Raw genomic sequence first — 24,496 nt, forward strand, 5'->3', positions numbered from 1 at the left:
CACCCCTAGCGCGCGGGAGCCGCCCTTCTGGGGGTTACAGCACCACGGACCAGCCATAGCGTCCGAAGCAGGCACCGGATTCCGCTTCACCCGCGAGCGGCACGAGCGGCAGAGATCATGGGAGTCCCCAGGCTATGAACACGTCCCTCGACGAGGCCGTCGACGCGCTGCGCACCGCGCTGCTGGAGAACCAGCGGCTGCGCAGCAGCAACCAGCGGCTCACCGCCGCCGCCGGGGAACCCCTCGCCGTCGTCGGCATCGGCTGCCGCTTCCCCGGCGGTGTCGCGGGCCCCGAGGACCTGTGGCGGCTGGTCGCCGAGGGCCGCGACGCCATGACCGGTCCCCCCGCCGACCGGGGCTGGCAGCACCTGCCGTCCTACGACCCCGGCCACCAGGGCGCCTTCCTGCCCTCCGCCGCCGACTTCGACCCCGGCTTCTTCCGGATCTCCCCGCGCGAGGCACTCGCCATGGACCCCCAGCAGCGCCAGCTCCTGGAGGTCTCCTGGGAGGCGCTGGAACACGCCGGGATCGACCCCACCTCCCTGCGCGGCACCCGCACCGGCGTCTTCGTCGGCGGAGCGCCCCAGGAGTACGGCGCGCTGCTCGCCGCCTCGCCCGACGACACCGACGGCTACGCCATCACCGGCCTCCCGGCGAGCATCCTGTCCGGCCGCATCGCCTACACCCTCGGCCTCGAAGGGCCCGCGCTCACCGTCGACACCGCCTGCTCGTCCTCCCTCGTCGCCCTCCACCTCGCCGCCCGATCCCTGCGCGCGGGCGAATGCGACACGGCACTCGTCGGCGGCGTCCTCGTCATGACGACCCCCGCGATCTACGGCGAGTTCGACAGCCAGGGAGGCTCCGCGCACGACGGCCGCTGCAAGGCGTTCGCCGACACCGCCGACGGCACCGGCTGGGGCGAGGGCGCCGGCGTCCTCGTCGTGGAACGCCTCTCGGACGCCCAGCGCCTCGGCCACGACATCCTCGCCGTCGTCCGGGGCTCCGCGATCAACCAGGACGGCGCCTCCAACGGCCTCACCGCCCCCAACGGCCCCTCCCAGCAACGCGTCATCCGCGACGCGCTCGCCGGTGCCGGACTCGGACCCGACGAGGTCGACGCCGTCGAGGCACACGGCACCGGCACGAAACTCGGCGACCCCATCGAGGCCCAGGCGCTGCTGGCCACCTACGGCCAAGGGCGCCCGCAGGAACGGCCGTTGTGGATCGGCTCCGTCAAGTCCAACGTCGGACACACCCAGTTCGCGGCCGGCGTCCTCGGCGTCATCAAAATGATCATGGCGCTGCGAGAAGGGGTCCTCCCGCGTACCCTGCACGTCGACGAACCCACCCGCCAGGTCGACTGGACCACCGGCGCCGTCCGCGTCCTCAGCGAGGCACAGCCGTGGCCGGACACGGGACGGCCGCGCCGTGCGGGTGTCTCCTCCTTCGGTATCAGCGGCACCAACGCGCACGTGATCATCGAACAGGCCCCCTCGATAGAGGAGTTGCCCAAGGCTGAGCCCCCTCTCACGCCTCCTCTCGTCCCCGTCACCCTCACCGCCCGCACCCCCGAAGCCCTCCGCGCCCAGGCCGCCCGCCTCCTCACCCACCTCGACACCCACCCCGCACCCGACCTCACCGACCTCGCGCACACCCTCGCGACCACGCGTGCCGCGCTGGATCACCGGGCCGTCCTCACCGGCGACTTGACCCAGGGGCTGCGTGCACTGGCCGACGGCGACGACATCGCGGGACTGGTCCGGGGTGCCGTCACGGGTGGGGGAGTGGCCGTCGCCTTCTCCGGGCAGGGGTCGCAACGGGTCGGTATGGGGCGGGAGTTGTACGAGGCGTATCCCGTGTTCGCCGCCGCTTTCGACGAGGTGTGTGCGGGGTTCGGTGAACTCGCCCTGAAGGAGGCGGTGTTCGGCGGCTCCGCCGAGGAGCTGGCGGAGACGGGTCTCGCGCAGCCCGCGTTGTTCGCGGTCGAGGTTGCCTTGTATCGGCTGCTGGAGTCGTGGGGTGTTCACGCCGATGTGGTGTTGGGGCATTCGCTCGGTGAGTTGGTGGCCGCGCATGTCGCCGGGGTGTGGTCGTTGGAGGACGCCTGCCGGGTTGTGGCCGCGCGTGGTCGGCTGATGCAGGAGCTGCCCTCGGGCGGTGCGATGTGGGCCGTGGAGGCGGAGGAGTCGGAACTCACGGACACTCCCGGTGTGTGGCTGGCCGCCGTCAACGGGCCCCGGGCGGTGGTCCTTTCCGGTGAGGAGACCGCCGTCAAGGAGGTCGCCGACGGGTTCGCTGCTCAAGGCCGCCGGGTCAAGCAGCTGAAGGTCAGCCACGCGTTCCACTCCGGCCTGATGGACCCGATGCTGGACGAGTTCGCGCGGGTGCTGGCCTCCGTGTCGTACGAGGAGCCGGTCGTGCCGGTCGTCTCGAACGTCACCGGTGAGATCGCGGGCGATGAACTGACCACCCCCGACTACTGGGTTGGGCACGTCCGTGCAGCCGTCCGCTTCGCCGACGGTGTCCGCGCGGTCGCCGCCGAAGGTGTGACGACGGTCCTGGAAGTCGGCCCCGACGGCTCCCTCCTCACGACCGTCCGCGACACCGTCCCCGACCTCGTGACCGTCCCGGTGCTGCGCCGCGACCGTCCCGAGCAGGAGGCGTTGTTGGGCGCGCTCGGTGAGGCGTACGTGCATGGCGTGAACGTCGACTGGGCGGGCGTCCTCGGCGGCGGGGGCCGACGGGTGGCGTTGCCGACGTACGCCTTCCAGCACCGGAGGTTCTGGCCTCGACCGGGGAGCCCGGCGGGGACCAGGCCGCAGGACGCGCGGCGGTACCGGATCACTTGGCGGCCGGTCGCGCTGAACGAGGGTGTGCTGAGCGGGCGTTGGCTTCTCGTCGGGGGTGCTCAGGGGCTCGGGGCTTTCGAGGAGCGCGGGACTTTTGAGGGGGTCGCGCAGGCGTTGCGGGACGCGGGCGCCGAGGTCGAGACCGCAGCCGACGCCCGCGAGGTCTCCGGCGAGTACGCCGGGGTCGTGGCGCTGCCGGGGAGTCCCGCCGAGGCCGTCGCGCTGGTCCAGGATCTGCGCGCCGCCGAGGTCAAGGTGCCGTTGTGGTGGCTGACCCGGGACGCCGTGCGCGTTGCCCCCGGTGACGCCGTCGACCCCGACGCCAGCCGGCTGTGGGGGCTCGGACAGGTTGTCGGGCTCGAAGAACCCGGCTGGTGGGGCGGGTTGATCGACCTCCCTGCGCAGTGGCACCCCGAGACCGGCCCGACGCTCGCCGCCGTCCTCGCGGGAGCCACCGGCGGAGAGGACCAACTGGCCCTGCGTACCGGCGGCGTGTTCGCGCGCCGCCTGGTCCGCGCCCCGCTCACCGGCCGCACCCCGGCCCGGCGCTGGCAGCCACACGGCACCGTCCTGATCACCGGCGGCACCGGAGGCGTCGGCGCGAACGTGGCGCGATGGGCCGCCACCGAGGGCGCACGCCACCTCGTCCTCACCAGCAGGCGCGGCGCCGAGGCCCCCGGCGCGGCCGAACTCGCCGAGGAACTGGCGGCGTTGGGCGCGTCCGTCACGTTCGCCGCCTGCGACGCCGCTGACCGGGACGCGCTCGCCGCGACCCTGGCCGCGATCCCCGACGAACATCCGCTGACCGCCGTCGTCCACGCCGCCGGCATCGTCCGCTACACCAAGGTCCGCGACCTGACCCCGGACGAACTGGACGAGGTCCTCACCGGCAAGACGGCCGGCGCCCGCCACCTCGACGAACTGACCGCGCACCTGGAGCTGGACGCCTTCGTCCTGTTCTCCTCCGGCGCCTCCACCTGGGGCGGCGGCTCCCAGGGCGCCTACGCCGCCGCCAACGCCTACCTCGACGGCCTCGCCGAGCAGCGGCACGCGGCCGGCCGCCCGGCGACCTCGCTGGCCTGGGGGATCTGGGGCGGCGGCGGAATGGGCGCCGACCTCGACGAACAGTCCCTCTCCCGGATGGGACTCGCCCTCCTGGACCCCGCGCTCGCCCTCGACATCATGCGCGAGGCCGTCGAACACGCCGAACCGAACCTCACCGTCACCGACACGGACTGGTCCCGCTTCGCCCCCGTCTACGCGGGCGCCCGCCGCCGCCCCCTCATCGAGGACATCCCGGAAGCGGCAGCGGCACTGAGCGCTCCCGAGGAGAAGCAGACCGCACCGGACGACACCTTCCGCACCCGCCTCGACCGCCTCACCGAACACGAGCGCCGCGCCACCCTCCTCGACCTCGTCCGCACCCGCGCCGCCGCCGTCCTCGGCCACACCGACACCACCGAAGTCTCCGACCTGCGCTCCTTCAACGACCTCGGCTTCGACTCCCTCACCGCCACCGAACTCCGCGACCGCCTGAGCACGGCGACCGGCCTCGCTCTCCCCGCCACCCTGGTCTTCGACCACCCCAACCCCGCAGCCCTGGCCACCCACTTGAGCCACGAGCTGTACGGCGGCGCCGACCCGTTCACGCGCATCGTCGCCGTCCACCGGGCCGACGCCGACGATCCGCTCGTCCTGGTCGGCATGGCCTGCCGGCTCCCCGGCGGCGTACGCGGCCCCGACGACCTGTGGCGCCTCGTCACCGAGGGCCGCGACGCCATCACCGGCGCCCCCGACGACCGGGGCTGGGACACCTGGGGAGACACCGGCGCCCTCCGGGGCGGCTTCCTCGCCGACGCGACCGGCTTCGACGCGGAGTTCTTCGGGATCTCCCCGCGCGAGGCGCTCGCCATGGACCCCCAGCAGCGGCTGCTCCTGGAGACGGCCTGGGAGGCGCTGGAGCGCACCGGCCTCGACCCTGCGAGCCTGCGCGGCTCCCGGACCGGCGTCTTCGTCGGCGGCACCCCCACCGGCTACGGCGCCCTCCTCGGCGACGGCGGAGAGGCCGGCGGCTACCTCCTCACCGGCAACAGCGGCAGCGTCATGTCCGGCCGCATCGCCTACGTCCTGGGCCTGGAAGGGCCCGCGCTGACCGTCGACACCGCCTGCTCCTCCTCCCTGGTCTCCCTCCACCTCGCCGGCCAGGCCCTCACCCGGGGAGAGTGCGACCTTGCCCTCGTCGGCGGCGTCGCCGTCATGCCGACCCCCGGCGCCTTCGACGAGTTCGACCGTCAGGGCGGCCTCGCCTCCGACGGCCGCTGCAAGGCGTTCGCCGACGCCGCCGACGGCACCGGCTGGTCCGAGGGCGTCGCCTTCCTCGTCGTCGAGCGGGAGTCCGACGCGCGGCGCAACGGACACCGGGTCCTCGCGGTCGTACGCGGCTCGGCGATCAACCAGGACGGCGCCTCCAACGGGCTCAGCGCCCCCAACGGCCCCTCCCAGCAGCGGGTCATCGCACAGGCTCTCGCGAACGCCGGGCTCGATGCGGATGACGTGGACGCGGTCGAGGCGCACGGCACCGGGACGCGGCTCGGGGACCCCATCGAGGCGCAGGCGCTGCTCGCGACGTACGGGCGGGGCCGGTCCGCCGAACGGCCGCTGTATCTGGGGTCGTTGAAGTCCAACATCGGTCACACCCAGGCGGTCTCCGGGGTGGCCGGGGTCATCAAGACGGTCCTCTCGTTGCGGGAGGGGGTGCTGCCGAAGACGCTGCACGTCGATGCGCCGAGTGGGCAGGTCGACTGGACGGCCGGTGCGGTGGAACTGCTCACGGAGGCAAGGGAGTTCCCGGAGACGGGGCGTCCTCGTCGGGTCGGTGTCTCGTCGTTCGGGATCAGCGGCACCAACGCGCACGTGATTCTTGAGCAGGCGCCGGATGCGGGGGCTCGTCCGGAGCCGTTGACGGGGCCGCTCCCGTGGGTTCTCTCCGCGCATACGGAGGGTGCTCTGCGTGAGCAAGCGTCGTTGCTCTCCGGCTACTTGAACGAGCGTTCCGGTGTGTCCCTTGACGCTGTCGCGGCTTCTCTTGCTGTGTCGCGTGGGGGGTTGGGGTGTCGTGCGGTGGTGGTGGGGTCCGGGCGGGAGGAGTTGGTGCGGGGGATTGCCGCTGTCGCGGCCGGGTCTGCTGATCCGGGTGTGGTGCGGGGGCGGGTGGGCTCGGGGGGTGTGGTGTTCGTGTTCCCCGGCCAGGGGTCCCAGTGGATGGGGATGGCGGTCGAACTCCTCGACTCCTCGCCGGTGTTCGCGGCGCGGATGGCCGAGTGCGAGGCGGCGCTGTCGGAGTTCGTGGACTGGTCGCTGAATGATGTCCTGCGGGAGCAGGGTGAGCTGGTGCGGGTGGACGTGGTCCAGCCGGTGCTGTGGGCGGTGATGGTGTCGCTCGCGGAGGTGTGGCGGTCCTACGGGGTCGAGCCGGCTGCTGTGGTGGGGCATTCGCAGGGGGAGATCGCGGCGGCTGTGGTCGCGGGCGCGCTGTCTTTGGAGGACGGTGCGCGGGTGGTGGCTTTGCGGTCTCATGCGATTCTCGCGATCTCCGGGAAGGGCGGCATGGTCTCCGTCCAGCTCCCCGCCGACCGTGTACGCGAGGAACTCACCCGCTGGGAAGGCCGGATCGACCTCGCCGCCGTCAACGGCCCCACCTCAGTCGTCGTCGCCGGGGACACCGAAGCACTCGACGAACTCCTCACCTGGGCCGAAACAGACGGGGTACGGGCGCGGCGGATCGCCGTGGACTACGCCTCCCACTCCGCCCACGTCGACGCCGTCGAGGAGGAACTCGCCGACGTACTGGCGCCGGTGACACCCCGGGAATCGCGCGTCGCGTTCTACTCCTGCGTCACCCCCGGACGCCTGGACACCACCACCCTCGACGCCGGCTACTGGTTCCGCAACCTCCGCCAACCCGTCCAGTTCGAGGACACCACTCGCGCCCTCCTCGAACAGGGCCACACCCTGTTCGTCGAGGTCACCCCGCACCCGGTCCTGACCACCGCCGTCCAGGAAACCGCCGAGGACACCGGCCGCACAGTCACCGCCACCGGCACCCTGCGCCGGGACGAGGGCGGACTCCACCGCCTCCTCCTCTCCCTCGCCCAAGCCCACACCCACGGCGCACCCATCAACTGGACGCGTGCTCTGCCGCAGGCCGGGGAGAGGGTCGTCGATCTGCCGACCTACGCGTTCCAGCGCCGGCGGTACTGGCCGGAGGCGTTCGCCGGGGCGGGTGTTGGTGGGCGGCTCGTAGACGAGTGGAAGTACCGGGTCGTGTGGCGGCGGGTGGCCGCTGCCGAGGGGACACTCGGCGGACGCTGGCTGCTGGTCGCTCCGCCGGACGGGGTCGCGGAGGTGCTGCGGGAAGCGGGCGTCGAGGTGGAGACGACCGACGGCGCTCTCGGCGCTCTCGGCGGTGACTTCACCGGCGTCCTCGCCGCCCCGGCCGGACCCCAGGCCGCCCTCACCCTCCTCCAGAACCTCGACACGGCCGGTGTCCGCGCCCCCCTCTGGTGGCTGACGCGCGGTGCCGCCGCCGTCACCGCCGACGAGACCCTGACCCCGGACGCGACCGCACTGTGGGCCCTCGGACAGGTCGTCGGACTCGAACACCCCGACTGGTGGGCCGGATCGATCGACCTCCCCGCCCAGTGGACCCCCGAGACCGGCACGGCTCTCCTGAACGTCCTCGGCGGCGGCACCTCGGAGGACCAGATCGCGCTGCGCCCGTCCGGAGTCCTCGCCCGCCGACTGGTACGCGCCGCCCGCCCCGCCCGTACGGCACCCCCCTGGCAGCCGCACGGCACCGTCCTGGTGACCGGCGGCACCGGAGGGATCGGCGCGCACGTCGCCCGCTGGCTCGCCGGCGCCGGTGCGGAGCATCTCCTGCTGCTCGGGCGGCGTGGCGCGGAGGCCCCCGGTGCCGCCGAACTCGCCGAGGAGATCACGGCGTCGGGAAGCACCGTCATGTTCGTGGCCTGCGACGTCGCCGACCGGGACGCGCTCGCCGCCGTCCTCGCCGGCATCCCCGCCGAGACCCCGCTCACCGCCGTCGTCCACGCGGCCGGCGTCGCCACCTTCGGCGACGTCCTGTCCGTGACCCCCGCCGACCTCGCCGAGGCCACCGCCGCGAAGGTGGACGGCGCACGTCACCTCGACGAACTCACCGACGGCCTCGACCTGGACGCGTTCGTCCTGTTCTCCTCCGGCGCCGCCGTCTGGGGCAGCGCCGGGAACGCCGCCTACGCCGCAGCGAACGCGTCCCTCGACGGACTGGCGCACCAGCGCCGGGCGCGTGGACTCGCCGCGACCTCGATCGCCTGGGGAGGCTGGGCCGACGGCGGGATGCTCGCCGGGGACAACCCGGTCGCCGACCAGCTGGAGCGCATGGGGGTCCGGCGGATGCGTCCCGAACCCGCCATCGAGGCGCTGCGGGACGCGGTGGAGCAGGGGGAGGCCACGCTCACCGTCAGCGACATGGACTGGTCGACGTTCGCCCCGATCTACACCCTCTCCCGGCGCCGCCCGCTCATCGAGGAGATCCCCGAGGCCGCCCGCGCCCTCTCCGGTGACGGCACCGGTGACGGCACGGCGGCGGACGACGACAGCGCCGTCACCCGGCTGAGGGAGTCCCTCGCCGAACTCACCGAACTCGAACGGCAGGACACCCTCGTCGGCCTCGTCCGTGAGCACGCCGCCGCCGTCCTCGGCCACACCGACCGGGACGGCGTCACCGAGGACCGGGCCTTCAAGGACCTCGGTTTCGACTCGCTCACCGCGACCGAACTCCGCAACCGACTCGGCGCGGCAACCGGCCTGAAGCTCCCCGCGACCCTCGTGTTCGACCACCCCACCCCGGCCGCGCTCGCCGAACTCCTGGCCCGCGAACTCGCCGTCGGCGCCGTCCCCGGCGACGCCCTCCACGCCCAGCAGGACCTCGACCGCACGGAACAGTCCCTGTTGAAGGCGGCGAACGCCCCCGACATGGACCCCGACACCCTCGCCGACATCGCGCGCCGGCTGCGCGACCTCGCCGCACGGCTCACCGGCGCAGAGGAGCCCGCGCTCGCCTCGGCCGCGCTGGACTCCGCGACCGACGACGAGATCTTCGACCTGATCGACGGCGACCTCGGCGTCGCCTGACCTCTCCGCGCGACCCGCCCACCGCAGGGCCCATCCCCCCACCAGACCGAACGGGAGTCGACCACATGACAGAGGACAAGCTCCGCACCTACCTGCGGCGGGTCACGGCGGAGTTGCAGACCACCCGTGAGCGGCTGCGCGAGTCCGAGGAGCGGTGGCGTGAACCTCTCGCGATCGTCGGCATGGCCTGCCGGCTCCCCGGCGGCGCCGACTCGCCGGAGAAGCTGTGGCGGCTCGTCGCCGACGGCGTCGACACGACCGGCGGGCTCCCCGACGACCGTGGCTGGGACCTCGACGCCCTCTACGACCCCGACCCCGACAAGCCCGGCAAGACGTACACCAAGGAAGGGTCGTTCCTCTACGACGCCGGAGACTTCGACCCCTCCCTGTTCGGGATCTCCCCGCGCGAGGCGCTCGCCATGGACCCCCAGCAGCGGCTGCTCCTGGAGACCTCCTGGGAGGCCGTGGAGCGCGCCCGCATCGACCCGACCTCGCTGCGCGGCTCCCGCACCGGCGTCTTCGTAGGCGGCCTGCCCACCGGGTACGGCGCGATGCTGCTCGACTCCGAGGAGGACCAGGGGTACGCGCTGACCGGCGGCACCGGCAGCGTCATGTCCGGCCGGGTCTCCTACACCCTCGGCCTCCAGGGACCGGCGGTCACCGTCGACACCGCCTGCTCGTCGTCCCTCGTCGCCTTCCACCTCGCCGCCCAGTCGCTGCGCCAGGGGGACTGCTCCCTGGCGCTCGCCGCCGGCGTCGGCATCCTCGCCACCCCGGCCGGGTTCGTCGTCTTCGCCCGCCAACGCGGACTCGCGGTCGACGGCCGCTGCAAGGCGTTCGCCGACGCCGCCGACGGCATCGGGTGGGGGGAGGGCGCGGCCGTCGTCCTGCTGGAACGCCTCTCCGACGCACGCCGCAACGGGCACCCCGTCCTCGCCGTCGTCCGGGGCTCGGCCGCCAACCAGGACGGCGCCTCCAACGGCCTCGCCGCCCCCAGCGGTCCCGCTCAGCAGCGCGTCATCCGCCAGGCGCTCACGACCGCCGGGCTCTCCCCCTCCGACGTCGACGCCGTCGAGGCGCACGGCACCGGCACCCGGCTCGGCGACCCTATCGAGGCGCAGGCCGTCCTCGCCACCTACGGGCAGGGGCGCGAGCCCGGACTCCCGCTGTATCTGGGCTCGTTGAAGTCGAACATCGGCCACACCCAGGCCGTCTCCGGTGTCGCCGGGGTCATCAAGACCGTCCTCTCGCTGCGGGAAGGCGTCCTGCCGAAGACCCTGCACGTCGACCGGCCCTCCACCGAGGTCGACTGGAGCGTGGGGGACGTCGAACTGCTCACGGAGGCGCGGGACTGGCCCGAGACCGGCCGGGCGCGGCGGGCGGGGGTGTCGTCGTTCGGGATCAGCGGGACGAACGTGCACGTGATCCTGGAGGAGGCCGACGCCGCCGACACCGAGGCGGCTACGGACGACGCCCCCGAAACCGTCTCCGAACCGCTCCTCCGCACCGGCACCCTCCCCTGGACCCTCTCCGCCGCCACCCCCGCCGCTCTCCGCGAGCAGGCCGCCCGCCTCCACGACCACCTCCTCGCCACTCCCGCCCTCACCGCCCCCGAGGTCGCCGGCTCCCTCGCCGCGACCCGCGCCGCCCTTGAACACCGCGCCGTCCTCCTCGCCGAGGACCGAGCCGACTTCCTCACCCGCCTTGAGGCTCTCCGGGACGCCGCCCCCGACACCCCCGGCGTGATCACCGGCTCCGGCGCCAAGGCGAAGACGGTGTTCGTGTTCCCGGGTCAGGGGTCGCAGTGGACGGGCATGGCGGTCGAACTCCTCGACTCCTCACCGGTGTTCGCCGCGCGGATGGCCGAGTGTGAGACGGCACTCTCGGAGTTCGTCGACTGGTCGCTGACCGAAGTCCTGCGCGAGCAGGGCGACTTGGAGCGGGTCGACGTCATCCAGCCGGTGCTGTGGGCCGTGATGGTCTCCCTGGCCGAACTCTGGAAGTCGCACGGCGTCGAACCCGCCGCCGTGGTGGGCCACTCGCAGGGGGAGATCGCGGCGGCCGTCGTCGCGGGCGCGCTCACTCTGGAGGACGGCGCGCGTGTCGTCGCGCTGCGCTCCCGGGCCATCCTCGCCATCTCCGGCAAGGGCGGCATGGTCTCCGTCCAACTCCCTGCCGAGCGCGTACGGGAGGAGCTGAAGCGGTGGGACGGCCGGATCGACCTCGCCGCCGTCAACGGCCCCGCCTCCGTCGTCGTCGCCGGTGAACCCCAGGCGCTGGACGAGCTGTTGGAGTGGGCCGAGGAGAGCGGGGTGCGGGCGCGGCGGATCGCCGTGGACTACGCCTCCCACTCCGCACACGTCGACGCCGTGCGCGAGGAACTCGCGGAGCTGCTCAAGGATGTCTCGCCCACCTCGTCGACGGTCGCGTTCTACTCCTGCGTCACGGCGGGACGGCTCGACACCAAGGCGCTCGACGGGGACTACTGGTTCCGCAACCTGCGCCACCCCGTCGAGTTCGAGCAGACCACCCGCGCACTCCTGGACCAGGGCCACAACCTCTTCGTCGAGGCCACCCCGCACCCGGTGCTGACCAGCGCCGTCCAGGACACCGCCGACGCGGCCGGCCGTGAAGCCGCCGTCACCGGCACCCTGCGCCGAGGAGAGGGCGGGCCCCGGCGGATGCTGGCGTCCCTCGCCGAGGCGTACGTCCACGGCGCCCCCGTCGACTGGACGACCTGCCTCCCCGCCGCCGACACCGTCGATCTGCCGACGTACGCCTTCCAGCACCAGCGGTACTGGATGAAGACCCCTGCCACGGCCACCGGCGTCGGCCGCCCCGTCGACGCGTGGCGCTACCGGGTCGCCTGGCGGCGGACCGGCCTTCCCACGGGGACGGCTCTCGACGGGCGCTGGCTGCTGGTCGACCCGCTCGGCGAGGGTGATGAGGTGGCGGAGGCGTTGCGCGGGGCCGGTGCCGTGGTGGACGTGGTCGAGAAGGTGGGCGACGGGATCACCGGTGGCACCCCCGCAGAGACCGTCGCCGACACCGAGATCGCCGGCATCCTCTGCCTCCCCGCCACCCCCGCCGACGCCCTCGACACCCTCCGGATACTGGACGCGGCCGGCGTGCGCTCGCCGATGTGGTGGCTGACACGCGGCGGCGCCGCCGTGTCCGGCGGGGACACCGTCCGTGCCGAGGCCACCCGGCTGTGGGGACTCGGACAGGTCGTCGGCCTCGAACTCCCCGAGCGCTGGGGCGGGATCGTCGACCTGCCGGGGGAGTGGACCGACGGCACGGCCGCCGCGCTGACCGCTGTGCTGGCCCAGGGAGCCGGGGGAGAGGACCAACTCGCTGTTCGGGGACCCGCCGCCTACGCGCGCCGTCTCGTGCGCGCGCCGCTCACCGAACGCGGCACGCTCCGGCCGTGGAAGCCGCGCGGCACGGTCCTGATCACCGGCGGCACGGGCGGCATCGCCGCCCATCTCGCACGCAGGCTCGCCACCGAGGGCGCCGAACACCTCCTGCTGCTCGGCCGGCGCGGCGCCGACGCGCCCGGTGCGGGCGAACTCGCTGAGGAGATCAAGGCGTTGGGGTCCGAGGTGACCTTCGCCGCCTGTGACGTCACCGACCGCGAAGCACTCGCCGCCGTCCTCGCGGGCATCCCCGAGGCGACCCCTCTCACGGCCGTCCTGCACGCCGCCAGCTCCACCAGCTACGGTCCCGCGCTCGACGTCACCGCCGAGGAACTGGCCGCCGGCATGGCCGCGAAGGTGGACGGCGCGCGCCACCTGGACGAGCTGACCGCCGGTCTCGACCTGGACGCGTTCGTCCTGTTCTCCTCCGGCGCCGCCGTCTGGGGCAGCGCCGGCAACGCCGTGTACGCCGCCGCCAACGCCTACCTCGACGGCCTCGCGCACGAACGCCGCGCCCGTGGACTCACCGCGACGTCCGTCGCCTGGGGCGGCTGGGCCGACGGCGGCATGCTCAGCGACTTCGGCCAACTCGCCGACCAGCTCACGCGGATGGGTGTCCGCCCGATGCGCCCCGACACCGCGATCGACGTCCTGTGGGAGGCCGTCGAGCACGACGAGACGACCCTCACCGTCAGCGACATGGACTGGGAGCGCTTCGCCCCCGTCTACGCGCTCTCCCGCCGCCGCCCGCTCATCGAGGACATCCAGGAGGCCGCCCGCGCACTCGCCCCGGCCGACGACGGCGACTCCCGGGGCGACGACAACGAACTGCGCGCCACCCTCGCCGGACTCAGCCCCGCCGAGCAGCGCGCGACCCTCCTGGAGCTGGTGCGCGGCCGGGCCGCCGGAGTCCTCGGCCACACCGACCCGGCCGGCCTCGCCGCCGGACGCCCCTTCAAGGACCTCGGCTTCGACTCGCTCACCGCGACGGAACTCCGCAACCGCCTCAACGCGGCCACGGGCCTGAAGCTCCCCGCGACCCTTGTGTTCGACCACCCCACCCCGGCCGCGCTCGCCGACCACCTCCGCGACGAACTCCTCGGCGTCCAGGCCGAGTCGGCGCTCCCCCGGGCCCGTCCCGCCGACACGGAGGACCCCCTGGTCGTCGTCGGCATGGCCTGCCGCTACCCGGGTGGCGTGCGCGGCCCCGAGGACCTGTGGGAGCTGCTCACCGAAGGCCGCGACGAGATGGCGGACTTCCCCGACGACCGGGGCTGGGACGCGCTCTCCCTCTACGACCCCGGCCGTGAGACCGCGCTGTCCGGGCAGGGCGCGTTCCTGTACGACGCGGGGGACTTCGACGCCGAGTTCTTCGGGATCTCCCCGCGCGAGGCGCTCTCCATGGACCCCCAGCAGCGGCTGCTGCTCGAAGTCTCCTGGGAGGCGCTGGAGCGCACCGGTATCGACCCGCTCTCGCTGCGCGGCTCCCGCACCGGGGTGTTCGTGGGCGGCACCCCGCAGGAGTACGGCGCGCTGCTGATGAACTCGGCCGCGCTCGCCGGGGGTTACGCGCTCACCAGCTCCTCCGGCAGCGTCATGTCCGGCCGCGTCTCCTACGTCCTCGGCCTCGAAGGCCCGGCGGTCACCGTCGACACCGCCTGCTCCTCCTCCCTGGTCTCCCTGCACCTCGCCGGACAGGCGCTGCGCTCCGGGGAGTGCGACCTCGCGCTCGCGGGCGGCGTCACCGTCATGGCGACGCCGGGCTCCTTCGCCGAGTTCGCCAACCAGGGGGGCCTGTCCTCCGACGGGCGCTGCAAGGCGTTCGCGGACTCCGCCGACGGCACCGGCTGGGGAGAGGGGGTCGGGATCGTCGTCCTCGAACGGCTCTCGGACGCCCGCCGCAACGGCCACCGGGTCCTCGCGACCGTACGAGGCTCCGCCGTCAACCAGGACGGTGCCTCCAACGGCCTCACCGCGCCCAACGGCCCCTCGCAGCAGCGCGTCATCCGTGCCGCGCTCGACAGCGCCGGGCTCACCCCGGACGACGTCGACGCCGTCGAGGCGCACGGCACCGGGACCCGGCTCGGGGACCCCATCGAGGCGGGCGCGCTGCTGGCGACCTACGGCAAGGGGCGTGACCCCGAGCGGCCGTTGTGGCTCGGCTCCGTCAAGTCGAACATCGGGCACACGCAGTACGCCGCCGGCGTCGCCGGGGTGATCAAGACGGTCCTCGCCCTGCACGCGGGCGTGCTGCCGCGCACCCTGCACATCGACGAGCCGACCCGGCAGGTCGACTGGTCCGGCGGCGGGGTCCGGCTGCTGACCGAGGCACGGCCGTGGCCCGAGACGGACGGGCCGCGCCGGGCCGGCATCTCCTCGTTCGGGATCAGCGGGACCAACGCGCACGTCATCCTGGAGCACACGCCGGACCCCGCCCCCGAGCCGCAGGAGCCGCCCGCCGTCGAGTCGCCCCGCGTGTCCTGGCTTCTGTCCGGGCACACCGAGACCGCCCTGCGCGACCAGGCGCACGCCCTCCTCACCGACCTCGAAGTCCGCCCGGACACCCGGCCGTTGGACGTCGCGCACTCCCTCGCCACCACCCGCAGCGCGCTCGCCCACCGGGCCGCCGTCGTCGGGGACACCCGGCAGGCACTCCTGGACGGACTGCGCTCCCTCGCGGCGGGCACCCCCGACGCCGACGTCCTCACGGGCACCCCCCGCGACACCCCGCTCGCGGTCGTCTTCCCCGGCCAGGGCTCCCAGCGCGTCGGCATGGGCCGCGAACTGTACGCACGGCACCCGGTGTTCGCCGCCGCCCTCGACGACGTGTGCGCCGCCTTCGACGGGCTCCTCGACCGGTCGCTGCGTGAGCTGCTGCTGGCGGAGGACACCGACCGTGAGGTCCTCGACGACACCGGGTACACGCAGCCCGCGCTGTTCGCCGTCGAGGTCGCCCTCTACCGGCTGCTGGAGAGCTGGGGAGTGCGCCCGGACGCGCTGATCGGGCACTCGATCGGGGAGCTCGTCGCCGCGCACGTCGCGGGTGTGTGGAGCCTGCCGGACGCCTGCCGTGTCGTCGCCGCGCGCGCCCGGCTGATGGCGGCGCTGCCCGCCGGGGGCGCCATGGTCGCCGTGCACGCCGCCGAGACCGAGGTCGTCGGCGTGCTCGCCACCCACGCGCCGGCCGGGGTCGGCATCGCCGCCGTCAACAGCCCCACGTCGGTGGTCATCTCCGGACCGGAGAGCCAACTCCTCGAAGCGACCGCCGAGTTCGTCGGACGCGGACACCGCGCCAAGACCCTCGCGGTCAGCCACGCCTTCCACTCCGCGCTGATGGAGCCGATGCTCGCCGACTTCGCCGCCGAACTGGCCCGCGTCACGTTCCACGAGCCCGCCCTGACCATCGTCTCCGACGTCACCGGCACCACCGCCTCGCCCACCGAACTGGGCGCCCCCGCCTACTGGGTGCGGCACGTCCGCGACACCGTGCGGTTCGCCGACGGGGTCCGCACCCTCCTCGACCGGGGTGTGCGGACCTTCCTGGAGGCCGGCCCCGGCGGCACGCTCACCGCGATGGTCGCCGAGACCGCAGCCGCGCACCTCCCCGAAGAGGACCCGGTGACCTGCGTGTCCGCGCTGCGCACCGCCTCCGGCGGCGAGGCCGACGCGCTCGTCACCGCCGTCACCCACCTCACCCTCACCGGCCGGCCCCTCGACTGGAGCGCCCACTACGAGGGGAGCGGTGCCCGCACGGTCCCGCTGCCCACGTACGCCTTCCAGCACCGCCGTTACTGGCTGCGCGTCCTCGGCGGCAGTGGCCAGGACACCGCCGCGCTCGGACTGGACCCCGCGCACCACCCGCTGCTGGGCGCGGTCACCACGCTCCCGGAGACCGGGGGAGTCCTGTTCACCGGCTCCCTCGCCCCCGACCGGCAGCAGTGGCTCGCCGACCACGCGCTGGGCGGCGTCCCGATCCTCCCCGGCACCGCGTTCCTCGAACTCGCCCTGCACGCGGGCCGCCACACCGACTGCGACCAGGTCGAGGAACTCGTCGTCCACGCCCCCCTCGCGCTCACCGGCCCGACCGCGCTACGGCTCGGCGTGGACGCCCCCGACACGAACGGGAGGCGTACCTTCGCCGTCCACGCGCGCACCGAGGAACCCGGCGCCGAGTGGACACGGCACGCGAGCGGCGTCCTGAGCCCCCTCCCCGCACCCGCCGAAGTCCTGGCCGCCGCCTGGCCGCCGCCCGGCGCCGAGGAGGTGCCGCTGGACGGCTTCCTCCTCGCGACCGCCGAACGGGGACTGGAGTACGGTCCCGCCTTCCACGGCCTGCGCGCCCTGTGGCGGACCGAAGGGACGCTGTACGCCGACGTCACGCTCCCCGAGGTCCTGTCCGGTCCCGACCTCGACACGGAGGGCGGACCCGGCGCGCGGGGGGCGGACGACCACGCCGTGCACCCCGCGCTCCTCGACGCCGCGCTCCAGCCGCTCGCCCTCGGCATCCTGGCCGCCTCCGCCGACGCCACCCCGGTCCCGGCCGGACTGCCGTTCGCCTGGTCAGGAGTCCACCTGTACGCCACCGGCGCCCGCGAGCTGAAGGCCCGGCTGACCGCCGCCGCCGACGGCACCGTGGCCGTCCTGCTGGCCACCCCGGACGGGCGGCCCGTGCTGAGCGTCGACGCGCTGACCCTGCGCACCCCGAGCCTCCCCGAGACCTCCGCCGCCCCGGCGAGCGACCTGTACCGCCTCGACTGGCCCGAGATTCCCGTCCCCACCGGGTCCGACGGCGCCGGCTGGGCGCTGGTCGGACTCGACCCGCGCGAGCTGCGGCCCCGGCTCGCCGCCGCTGCCGGACGGGACGTCGTCCCCTACTCCGACGCCCGTGTGCTCGCGGACGCGCTGGACTCCGGCGCACCCGCCCCCGCCGCCGCGCTCCTGTGGTGCGACGCGCCGGACAGCGGGGACCCGGCGGCCGACACCCGTGCGCTCGGCCGGCGCACCCTCGCGCTGCTCCAGGAGTGGCTGGCCGACGAGCGGCTGACGGACGTCGTGCTGGTCCTGGTCACCCACGGCGCGGTCGCCGTCGGCGCCGAGGCGCCCGATCCGGCGCTCGCCGCCGTCTGGGGTCTGGTCCGCGCCGTGCAGAGCGAGCACCCCGGCCGACTGGTCCTCGTCGACCTCGAACCGGACCTCGACGCCGCCGCCGACCCGGACCGGGTGACGACCGCGCTCGCCGCCCTGCCGGGCGCGCTCGCCACCGGCGAACCCCAACTGGCCCTGCGGTCCACGACGGTCCACGTCCCCCGCCTCACCCGGCTGCCCGCCCCCGCCGAGCCGGCCACGCCCCTCGCGTTCGACCCGGCCGGGACGGTTCTGGTGACCGGGGCGAGCGGCGGCATCGGCACCCTGGTCACCCGCCATCTCGTCGCACACCACGGCGTCCGCAGGCTGCTGCTGGCCGGCCGGCGCGGACCGCAGGCGCCGGGCGCGCGGGAACTGGCCGCCGAGCTGACGGCGGCGGGTGCCCAGGTGACCGTCGCGGCCTGTGACGTCGCCGACCGTACGGCCCTGGCCGAACTGGTCGCCGCCCTGGACACGCCGCTCGCGGGCGTCGTCCACCTCGCGGGGGTCGTGGACGACGCTCCGGCGCTCGACCTCACGCCGGAGCGGCTGGACGCCGTGCTGCGGCCCAAGGCGGACGCGGCCTGGCAGCTGCACGAGCTGACGGGCGGCGCGTACTCGTCGCCGCCGGACGGACAGCCGCAGGAGGGCACCGGACGCCGGCCCGTGTCGCTGGTCCTGTTCTCCTCGGCCGCCGGGGTCCTCGGCAGCGCCGGACAGGCCAACTACGCCGCCGCCAACGCCTTCCTGGACGCCCTCGCCCACCTGCGCGCGACGCGCGGACTGCCCGTGGTCTCGCTGGCCTGGGGGCCGTGGAGCGGCGTCGGCGGCATGGCGGACCAGGTCGACGCGGGGGCGCGTGCGAAGAGCGGCGGCCTGCTGCCGTTCGGGGCCGACGCGGGGCTCGCCGTGCTGGACGAGGCACTCGGCGCCGGGTCCGGGCCCGTGCTGGTGCCGTTGCGGCTCGCGCTGAAGGCCGCCGAGGGACTGGCCGTCGAGCAGATCCCGGCGGTGCTGCGGGGCCTCGTGCGCGGCGTCCGGCGTCCGCTGCGGCAGGCGTCCGGGACGGGCCGTCCCGCGTCCGGCGCCGGTTCGCTGGCCGCACTCGCGCCCGAGGAGCGGGCCGGTGCGCTGCTGGCCCTGGTCCGCGGCGAGGCGGCCCGGGTCCTGGGACACGACGGCCCCGACGGCATCGACGCCGACCGTGCCTTCGGGGACCTCGGGTTCGACTCGCTGACCTCCGTCGAACTGCGCGGCCGGCTCGCCTCGGCGACCGGGCTCAGGCTCCCGCCGACCCTGGTCTTCGACCACCCGACCCCGGCCGCGCTCGCCGCCGCCCTCGACGCCCGCCTCACCGGTCCGGCGCCGCGTGCCGCGCTGGCCGAGGCCCCGGCCGACCCCACGACGGTCGTCGCGGACGCCGTCGAGTCCCTCTACCGGCACGCCGTGTCCGTCGGCCAGTACGACAGGGCCGCCAAGGTGCTGATGAACTCGGCGGGGCTGCGGCCCTCGTTCGCCTCGGCCGAGGAGGCGGGCACGGCACCCGGCCTGGTCCGGCTCGGCGACGGCGACGGCAGCGGACGGCCCGCGCTCATCGGACTCCCGTCCACCTCGGTGTGGGCCAGCGACCAGGAGTTCGTCGCGCTGGCCAGGCCGCTGCGCGGGCTGCGTGACACGCACTCGCTGATGATGCCGGGATTCGTCTCCGGGGAACTCGTCGCCGGGAGCGTCGACGCGATCGCCGACCACGTGGCCCGGACCGTCCTGCGCGCCATGGACGGCGCCCCCTTCGCGCTGGCTGGCCGCTCCTCGGGAGGCTCCCTCGCCTACGCGGTCGCCGCCCGTCTTGAGGAACTCGGCGCGCCCGCCGTGGGGGTCGTCATGCTCGACTCCTACCTCGCGCACACCCCGCAGACCCAGTACATGGTGCACGTCATGGAGTCCCGCTCGCTGGAGCGGGAGGCCGAGTTCGGGCGGATGACGGGGCTGCGGCTCACCGCGATGGCGTCGTACTTCTCCCTCTTCGACACCTGGACGCCCGCCGAACTCGCCACACCGGGGCTGCTGCTGCGCGCCTCCACACCGGTCGCCGCCGACCCCGAGCACCCCATCGAGGTACCGGAGGAGTGGCAGACGGTGTGGCCGGTGCCGCTGACCGTGCGGGACGTGCCGGGCGACCACCACTCGATGATCGAGGAGCACGGGCACATCACCGCCACGGCGATCCACGACTGGCTGAGTGATCTGGGGCACTAAGGATTCTACTAGTGGAAAGTTGGTTCCACAGGATGGGGCCGAACTGAATAATGGACCCTGCTCGCACCTCATTTTCAATGGGGTGCGAGCGGCGTTCAATGATTCCTAACCACCCTCTTGTAGAGGTGAGGTCTGTTCTACATTCGGGGTGTTGACCAACAGCAAATGCGCCGAACATGCGTAAAGCAGCAGGCTTCTTGTCGCCCTTCGATTGACTCACTACGTTATTGAAGAGGCGTCAGATATGCCCGCGCAGTATATGGCGTGGGAATAGAGGTGGAACTTAGTGATGCCTTCCGGTCGAGCTGACGAGTTTCAGGTCATGAACGCCCTGTACGCCCGGTGCGCCCGGGGCCGGCCCATGACCGTCATCGTGGAGGGCGGTGCCGGCTGCGGGAAATCCGCCCTTGTCGACACCCTCGCCCACCACGCCGCCGAACGGGGAGCGACCGTCATCGCGCCCCCCTCCCTCCTCCCCTCCCAGGAGACCCCCACCGCCCGCGACGCCCAGGCGTACGCCGACCGGCTCGCGGACCTCGCCCGGGAGAACCCCGTCGTCATCTGCCACGACGACCCCCAGGGCCGGGACGAACACACCACCCGCCTCCTCCTCGAAGCCGTCCGAAGGCTGCGCGGCAGCAGAGTCATGCTCCTGCTCACCATGCTCCCCTTCGGCGGCACCTTCACCTCCGCGATCCGCCGCGACCTCCTGCGCCAGCCGCACGTGCACCGCGTCCAACTGCGCCTCCTGCTCCCCGAGCAGAGCCGTGAACAGTGGAACCTGCTGGGCGGAGACACCTTCTTCCACGGCAGCGCCGAGGACGCGCACACCATCAGCGGCGGCAACCCCCTCCTGCTGCGGGCCCTCGCCGAGGAACTCGGGATGCCGATGCCGATGACGTCCTGGCCCCAGCCCCACGGCCTCTTCGTCCAGTCCGCCGTCGACTGCGCCCGCGACAGCGGACCCCTCGCCCTCAAGGTCGCCACCGGCATCGCCGCCCTCGGCGAGTTCGCCGACCACGACAGCGTCGCCACCGTCCTCGGCCTCAGCCCCGCCGAGACCACCCACGGCCGCAGCCTCCTGCACGCGGCGGGCCTCGTCCACGGCTGGCGCGTACGCCACCCGGCCGTCGCGGCGGGCCTCCTCGACCGCCTCGAAGAGAGCGCGCGGACCGCCCTCGGCACGGAGGTCGCGGAACTGCTGCGCCGCCGCGGCGCGAGCGTCACCGACCTCGCCCACCACCTCCTGGACACCCGCGCCGCCACCGGTGCCTGGCAGGCCACCACCCTCGAATGCGCCGCCGCCGAAGCGCTCGACCACGACGACGCCGAATTCGCCGACGCCTGCCTGGCCCTCGCCCAGGACGCCACCACCGACTGCTGGAACCACGTACGGCTGGAGCTGAAGCGGTACGCCCTGCGCATGCGCACCGCCCCCTGGACAGCCGGCCGCACCTTCCTAGACCGGGTCCGCACCACCCCCTGCCCGCACGGCGACAACCCCTGCCAGGCCCGCGCGGTCCTGCACGCCAGACTCCTGCTCGACTGCGGACGGCTGGAAGAGAGCGCCGCCGTCCTCCAGACCATGTCCGCGCAGCCCAAACCCTCCGGCGACGAGAGCCATCACACCTGGCCCTGGCTCTTCCGGGTCGCCCCCGGCCTCGCCCACTTCCCGCCCACCGTCCGCGCCATCGACGCCTCGCTCGCCGGTACCATCATCACCGACCTGTTCACGTACGACGCCTGCTTCAGCAGCCTCAGCCACGGCCACCCCGAACCGTACGAGGTGGAGGAACTCCTGCGCTCCCTCGCGCTCGGCGACACCACCCTCGGACTGATCCTGCCCGCCCTCACCTGCCTGAGCCGGACCGGCTGCCCCGACCTCGCCGAGATCTGGGCGGCGCACTTCCTGCGCCAGGCCACCGAACGCGGCGTCGAGGGCTGGCGGCAGATCTTCACCGCCGTCCGCGCACAGGCCGCACTCGCCCGCGGCCGGCTCGCGGAGGCCGAGGAACACGCACGCGCCGTGCTCACCGCCTCCGAGGCCGAGCCGAGCTACTCGCTCCACGGCGGCGCGCTCGCCGTCCTCGTCGACGTCTGCGCCGCGACCGGCCGGTACGAAGAGGCCACCCGCCTCCTCGACCGGCCGCTGCCCGACGACTTCTCCCGCAGCTTCTTCTCCCTGACCTACCTCGAAGCACGCGGCCACTTCCTCATCGGACTCGGCCGCCCCCACCTCGCGCTCTCCGACTTCCTCACCATCGGCCAGCGCGCCGAGCACTGGCTCGTACCCGACTGGGCGCAGCCCGCCTGGCGCATCGACGCCGCCGAGACCTGGCTCAGGATCGGGGGCGACGAGGAAGCCGCCGAACTGCTCGCCGAGCACGAGGCCGCCGCCCCCGGCGACAAGGTGCTCTTCCCGGGACAGTGGCTCAGAGCACGCGCACGCCTCGCCAGACCGCAGGAACGCACCGAACTCCTGGCCCGCGGCATCGAACAGCTCCGCGAGTCCAGCGGCGGCTGGATACTGGCCGGCGCACTCGCCGACCTCGCCGAGTCCTACCAGGACCTCGGCCTGCACGGCCCCGCCGAACTCGCCCTGCGCGAGGCCGCGCAACTCGCCGAGGAGTCCCGCGCACGCACCCTCCTGGAACGCATCGCCGGCCTCACCGAGGGCGAGCGACCCCACCGCGGCGCGCTGCGCGGCCCCCGCTCGGTGGACCCCACCACCAAACTCAGCGATTCCGAACTCCGCGTGGCCGTTCTCGCCGCACAAGGCCGCACCAACCGGGAGATCTCCGAAGAACTGTTCATCACCGTCAGCACGGTCGAACAGCACCTCACCCGGGTCTACCGGAAACTCGACATCACCTCCCGGCAGGAACTCCCCCTCCACGTGGAGAGCGCGTTGAGCGAAGCCGCCTGAAAAACCCTCAGGGCACACAGAAAAAGGCCGGGGCCCCGCCGATCGTCGGCGGGGCCCCGGCCCGATGGACCACCGCTCAAGCGGAGTCGGCCGAAAGGCTCCTGGCCATCTCGATCAGGGACGCGGCGTCCATGGCCGCGATCTCCTGCCGCTCCTCCTGCCCCGCCACCGGGACGTCCCGCGCCACGGCGGCCGGCGCCAGCGCCAGCAAGGAGTCCAGCAGACCGCTCTCACGCAACCGGTCCAGCGGCAGCGACAGCAGCAGACTCCGCACCTCGTCGTCGCCCGGACCCGGCCGCGCGGGCACGGCCCCCTCACCGGCCGCCGCACCCTCGAAGAGCCGCTCCCCGACATACGCGGCGAGCGCGTCCAGCCGGGGATGGTCGAACACCAGCGTCGCCGGAAGCCGCAGCCCCGTCGCCGAGCCCAGCCGGTTGCGCAGCTCGACGGCCGTCAGCGAGTCGAAACCCATCTCCCGGAACGAACGCTCGGGATCGACCAGCGACGGCGACGCGTGCCCGAGCACGGCCGCCACCTCGCCCCGCACCACCATCAGCAGCGCGCTCTCCCGCCGCTCCCGGGGCAGCGCGCCCAGCCTGCGGCGCAGCACCTCACCCGGCTCCCGGCCCTCCCGGGCCGCCCGGCGCCGGCCACCGCCCGCGCCCGCACCGGCCAGCGACCGCAGCAGCGGCGGCAGCGACTCCCGCGCGGACCACGCCCGCAGCGCGGACGTGTCGACCGGCGCGGCCACGACCGCGCTCCCGGCGACGGCACCGGTCAGCGCGGCGTCGAACAGCGCCAGCCCCTCCTCGGTGGACAGCGCCTTGAACCCGCCCGACCGCAGCCTGCGGCGGTCCGCCTCCGTGAGATGCGCGGTCAGCGCGCTGTCCTCCTCCCACAACCCCCACCCGACGGACACGGCAGGGCCGAACCCCCGGGCGTAGGCGTCGAGGAAGGCGTTCGCGGCGGAGTAGTTCGCCTGACCCGGTGAGCCGAGGGTCGCGGCGGCGGACGAGAACAGCACCAACCGCCGCACACCCGGGTGGAGTTCGACGAGCCGCGCCAGATGCTCGGTGCCGTGGACCTTGGGCCGCAGCACCTCCGCAAGACGCTCCGGGGACAGCATCGGGACGGAACCGTCGTCGGTGGTCCCCGCGCAGTGCACGACGGCGGCGAGCCGGAGACCTCGTTCGGTCAGAAAGGTGTGGAGTCGGGCAGGCGCATCGGGGTCACCGATGTCGCCGGCCACGACGTCCACGTCCACATCCGCATCGGAGTGAGCCAGCGCGGAGCGGAGCGTGTCGGCCTGCGGGGTGTGCGGGCCGCCACGAGTCAGGAGGGTGAGATGCCGTACGCCGTGCCGCTCGGCGAGCCGCCGGGCGACGAGCGCCCCCAGCGTCCCGGTGGCGCCGGTCACGAGCACGGTCTCACCAGGGGTGAAGCCGGATACAGGGAGCGTCAGCACGGCCTTGCCGACGAGGCGGGCCTGCGCCAGCGCCCGGAACGCCTCGGGAGCCTCCCGGATGTCCCACACGGTCACCGGCGGCGGAGTCAGCGTGCCGGCGGTGAAGAGGGTCCCGAGTTCGTCGAGGATCTCCTCGATCCGGCCGGGGCCGGCGTCCGCCAGGTCGAAGGGGAGGTAGACGACTCCTGGATGCTCCACAGCCAGCCGCCCGGGGTCACGGAGGTCGGTCTTGCCCATCTCGACGAAGTGTCCGCCGTGGGGGAGGAGT

General features: G+C 73.9%; 4 protein-coding genes. 3 read left to right on the forward strand and 1 reads right to left on the reverse strand.

What is annotated here, in order from left to right:
• The first annotated feature begins 134 nt into the window (after positions 1-134).
• The 3 genes from ABZX85_RS48730 to ABZX85_RS48740 all read left to right on the forward strand — a co-directional run bounded on the left by ABZX85_RS48730 (position 135) and on the right by ABZX85_RS48740 (position 22,763).
• Positions 135-9,041 carry a type I polyketide synthase gene (locus ABZX85_RS48730; protein ID WP_355884851.1) on the forward strand — a complete coding sequence of 2,969 codons (8,907 nt, stop codon included), beginning with the start codon at positions 135-137 and terminating at the stop codon, positions 9,039-9,041.
• 65 nt (positions 9,042-9,106) lie between these two features.
• The gene (locus ABZX85_RS48735; RefSeq protein ID WP_355884852.1) at positions 9,107-19,837 is read left to right on the forward strand and encodes an SDR family NAD(P)-dependent oxidoreductase; all 10,731 of its coding nucleotides are present in this window, start codon (positions 9,107-9,109) and stop codon (positions 19,835-19,837) included.
• A gap of 322 nt (positions 19,838-20,159) precedes the next feature.
• Positions 20,160-22,763, forward strand: a complete 2,604-nt coding sequence (locus tag ABZX85_RS48740) for a LuxR C-terminal-related transcriptional regulator (protein WP_355884853.1) — start codon at positions 20,160-20,162, stop codon at positions 22,761-22,763.
• Between the two features lie 76 nt (positions 22,764-22,839).
• Here ABZX85_RS48740 and ABZX85_RS48745 read toward each other — a convergent pair.
• Positions 22,840-24,496, reverse strand: a 1,657-nt coding sequence (locus ABZX85_RS48745; protein ID WP_355884854.1) for an SDR family NAD(P)-dependent oxidoreductase, incomplete at its 5' end; no start/stop codon positions are given.

This window comes from Streptomyces sp. NPDC004539, from assembly GCF_040610055.1.
Taxonomy (GTDB): Bacteria; Actinomycetota; Actinomycetes; order Streptomycetales; family Streptomycetaceae; genus Streptomyces.

Excerpts from the sequence above, each read along its gene's own strand:
- ABZX85_RS48735 (WP_355884852.1), top strand. The coding sequence starts at position 9,107 with ATGACAGAGGACAAGCTCCGCACCTACCTGCGGCGGGTCACGGCGGAG.
- ABZX85_RS48730 (WP_355884851.1), top strand. The coding sequence starts at position 135 with ATGAACACGTCCCTCGACGAGGCCGTCGACGCGCTGCGCACCGCGCTG.
- ABZX85_RS48740 (WP_355884853.1), top strand. The coding sequence starts at position 20,160 with ATGAACGCCCTGTACGCCCGGTGCGCCCGGGGCCGGCCCATGACCGTC.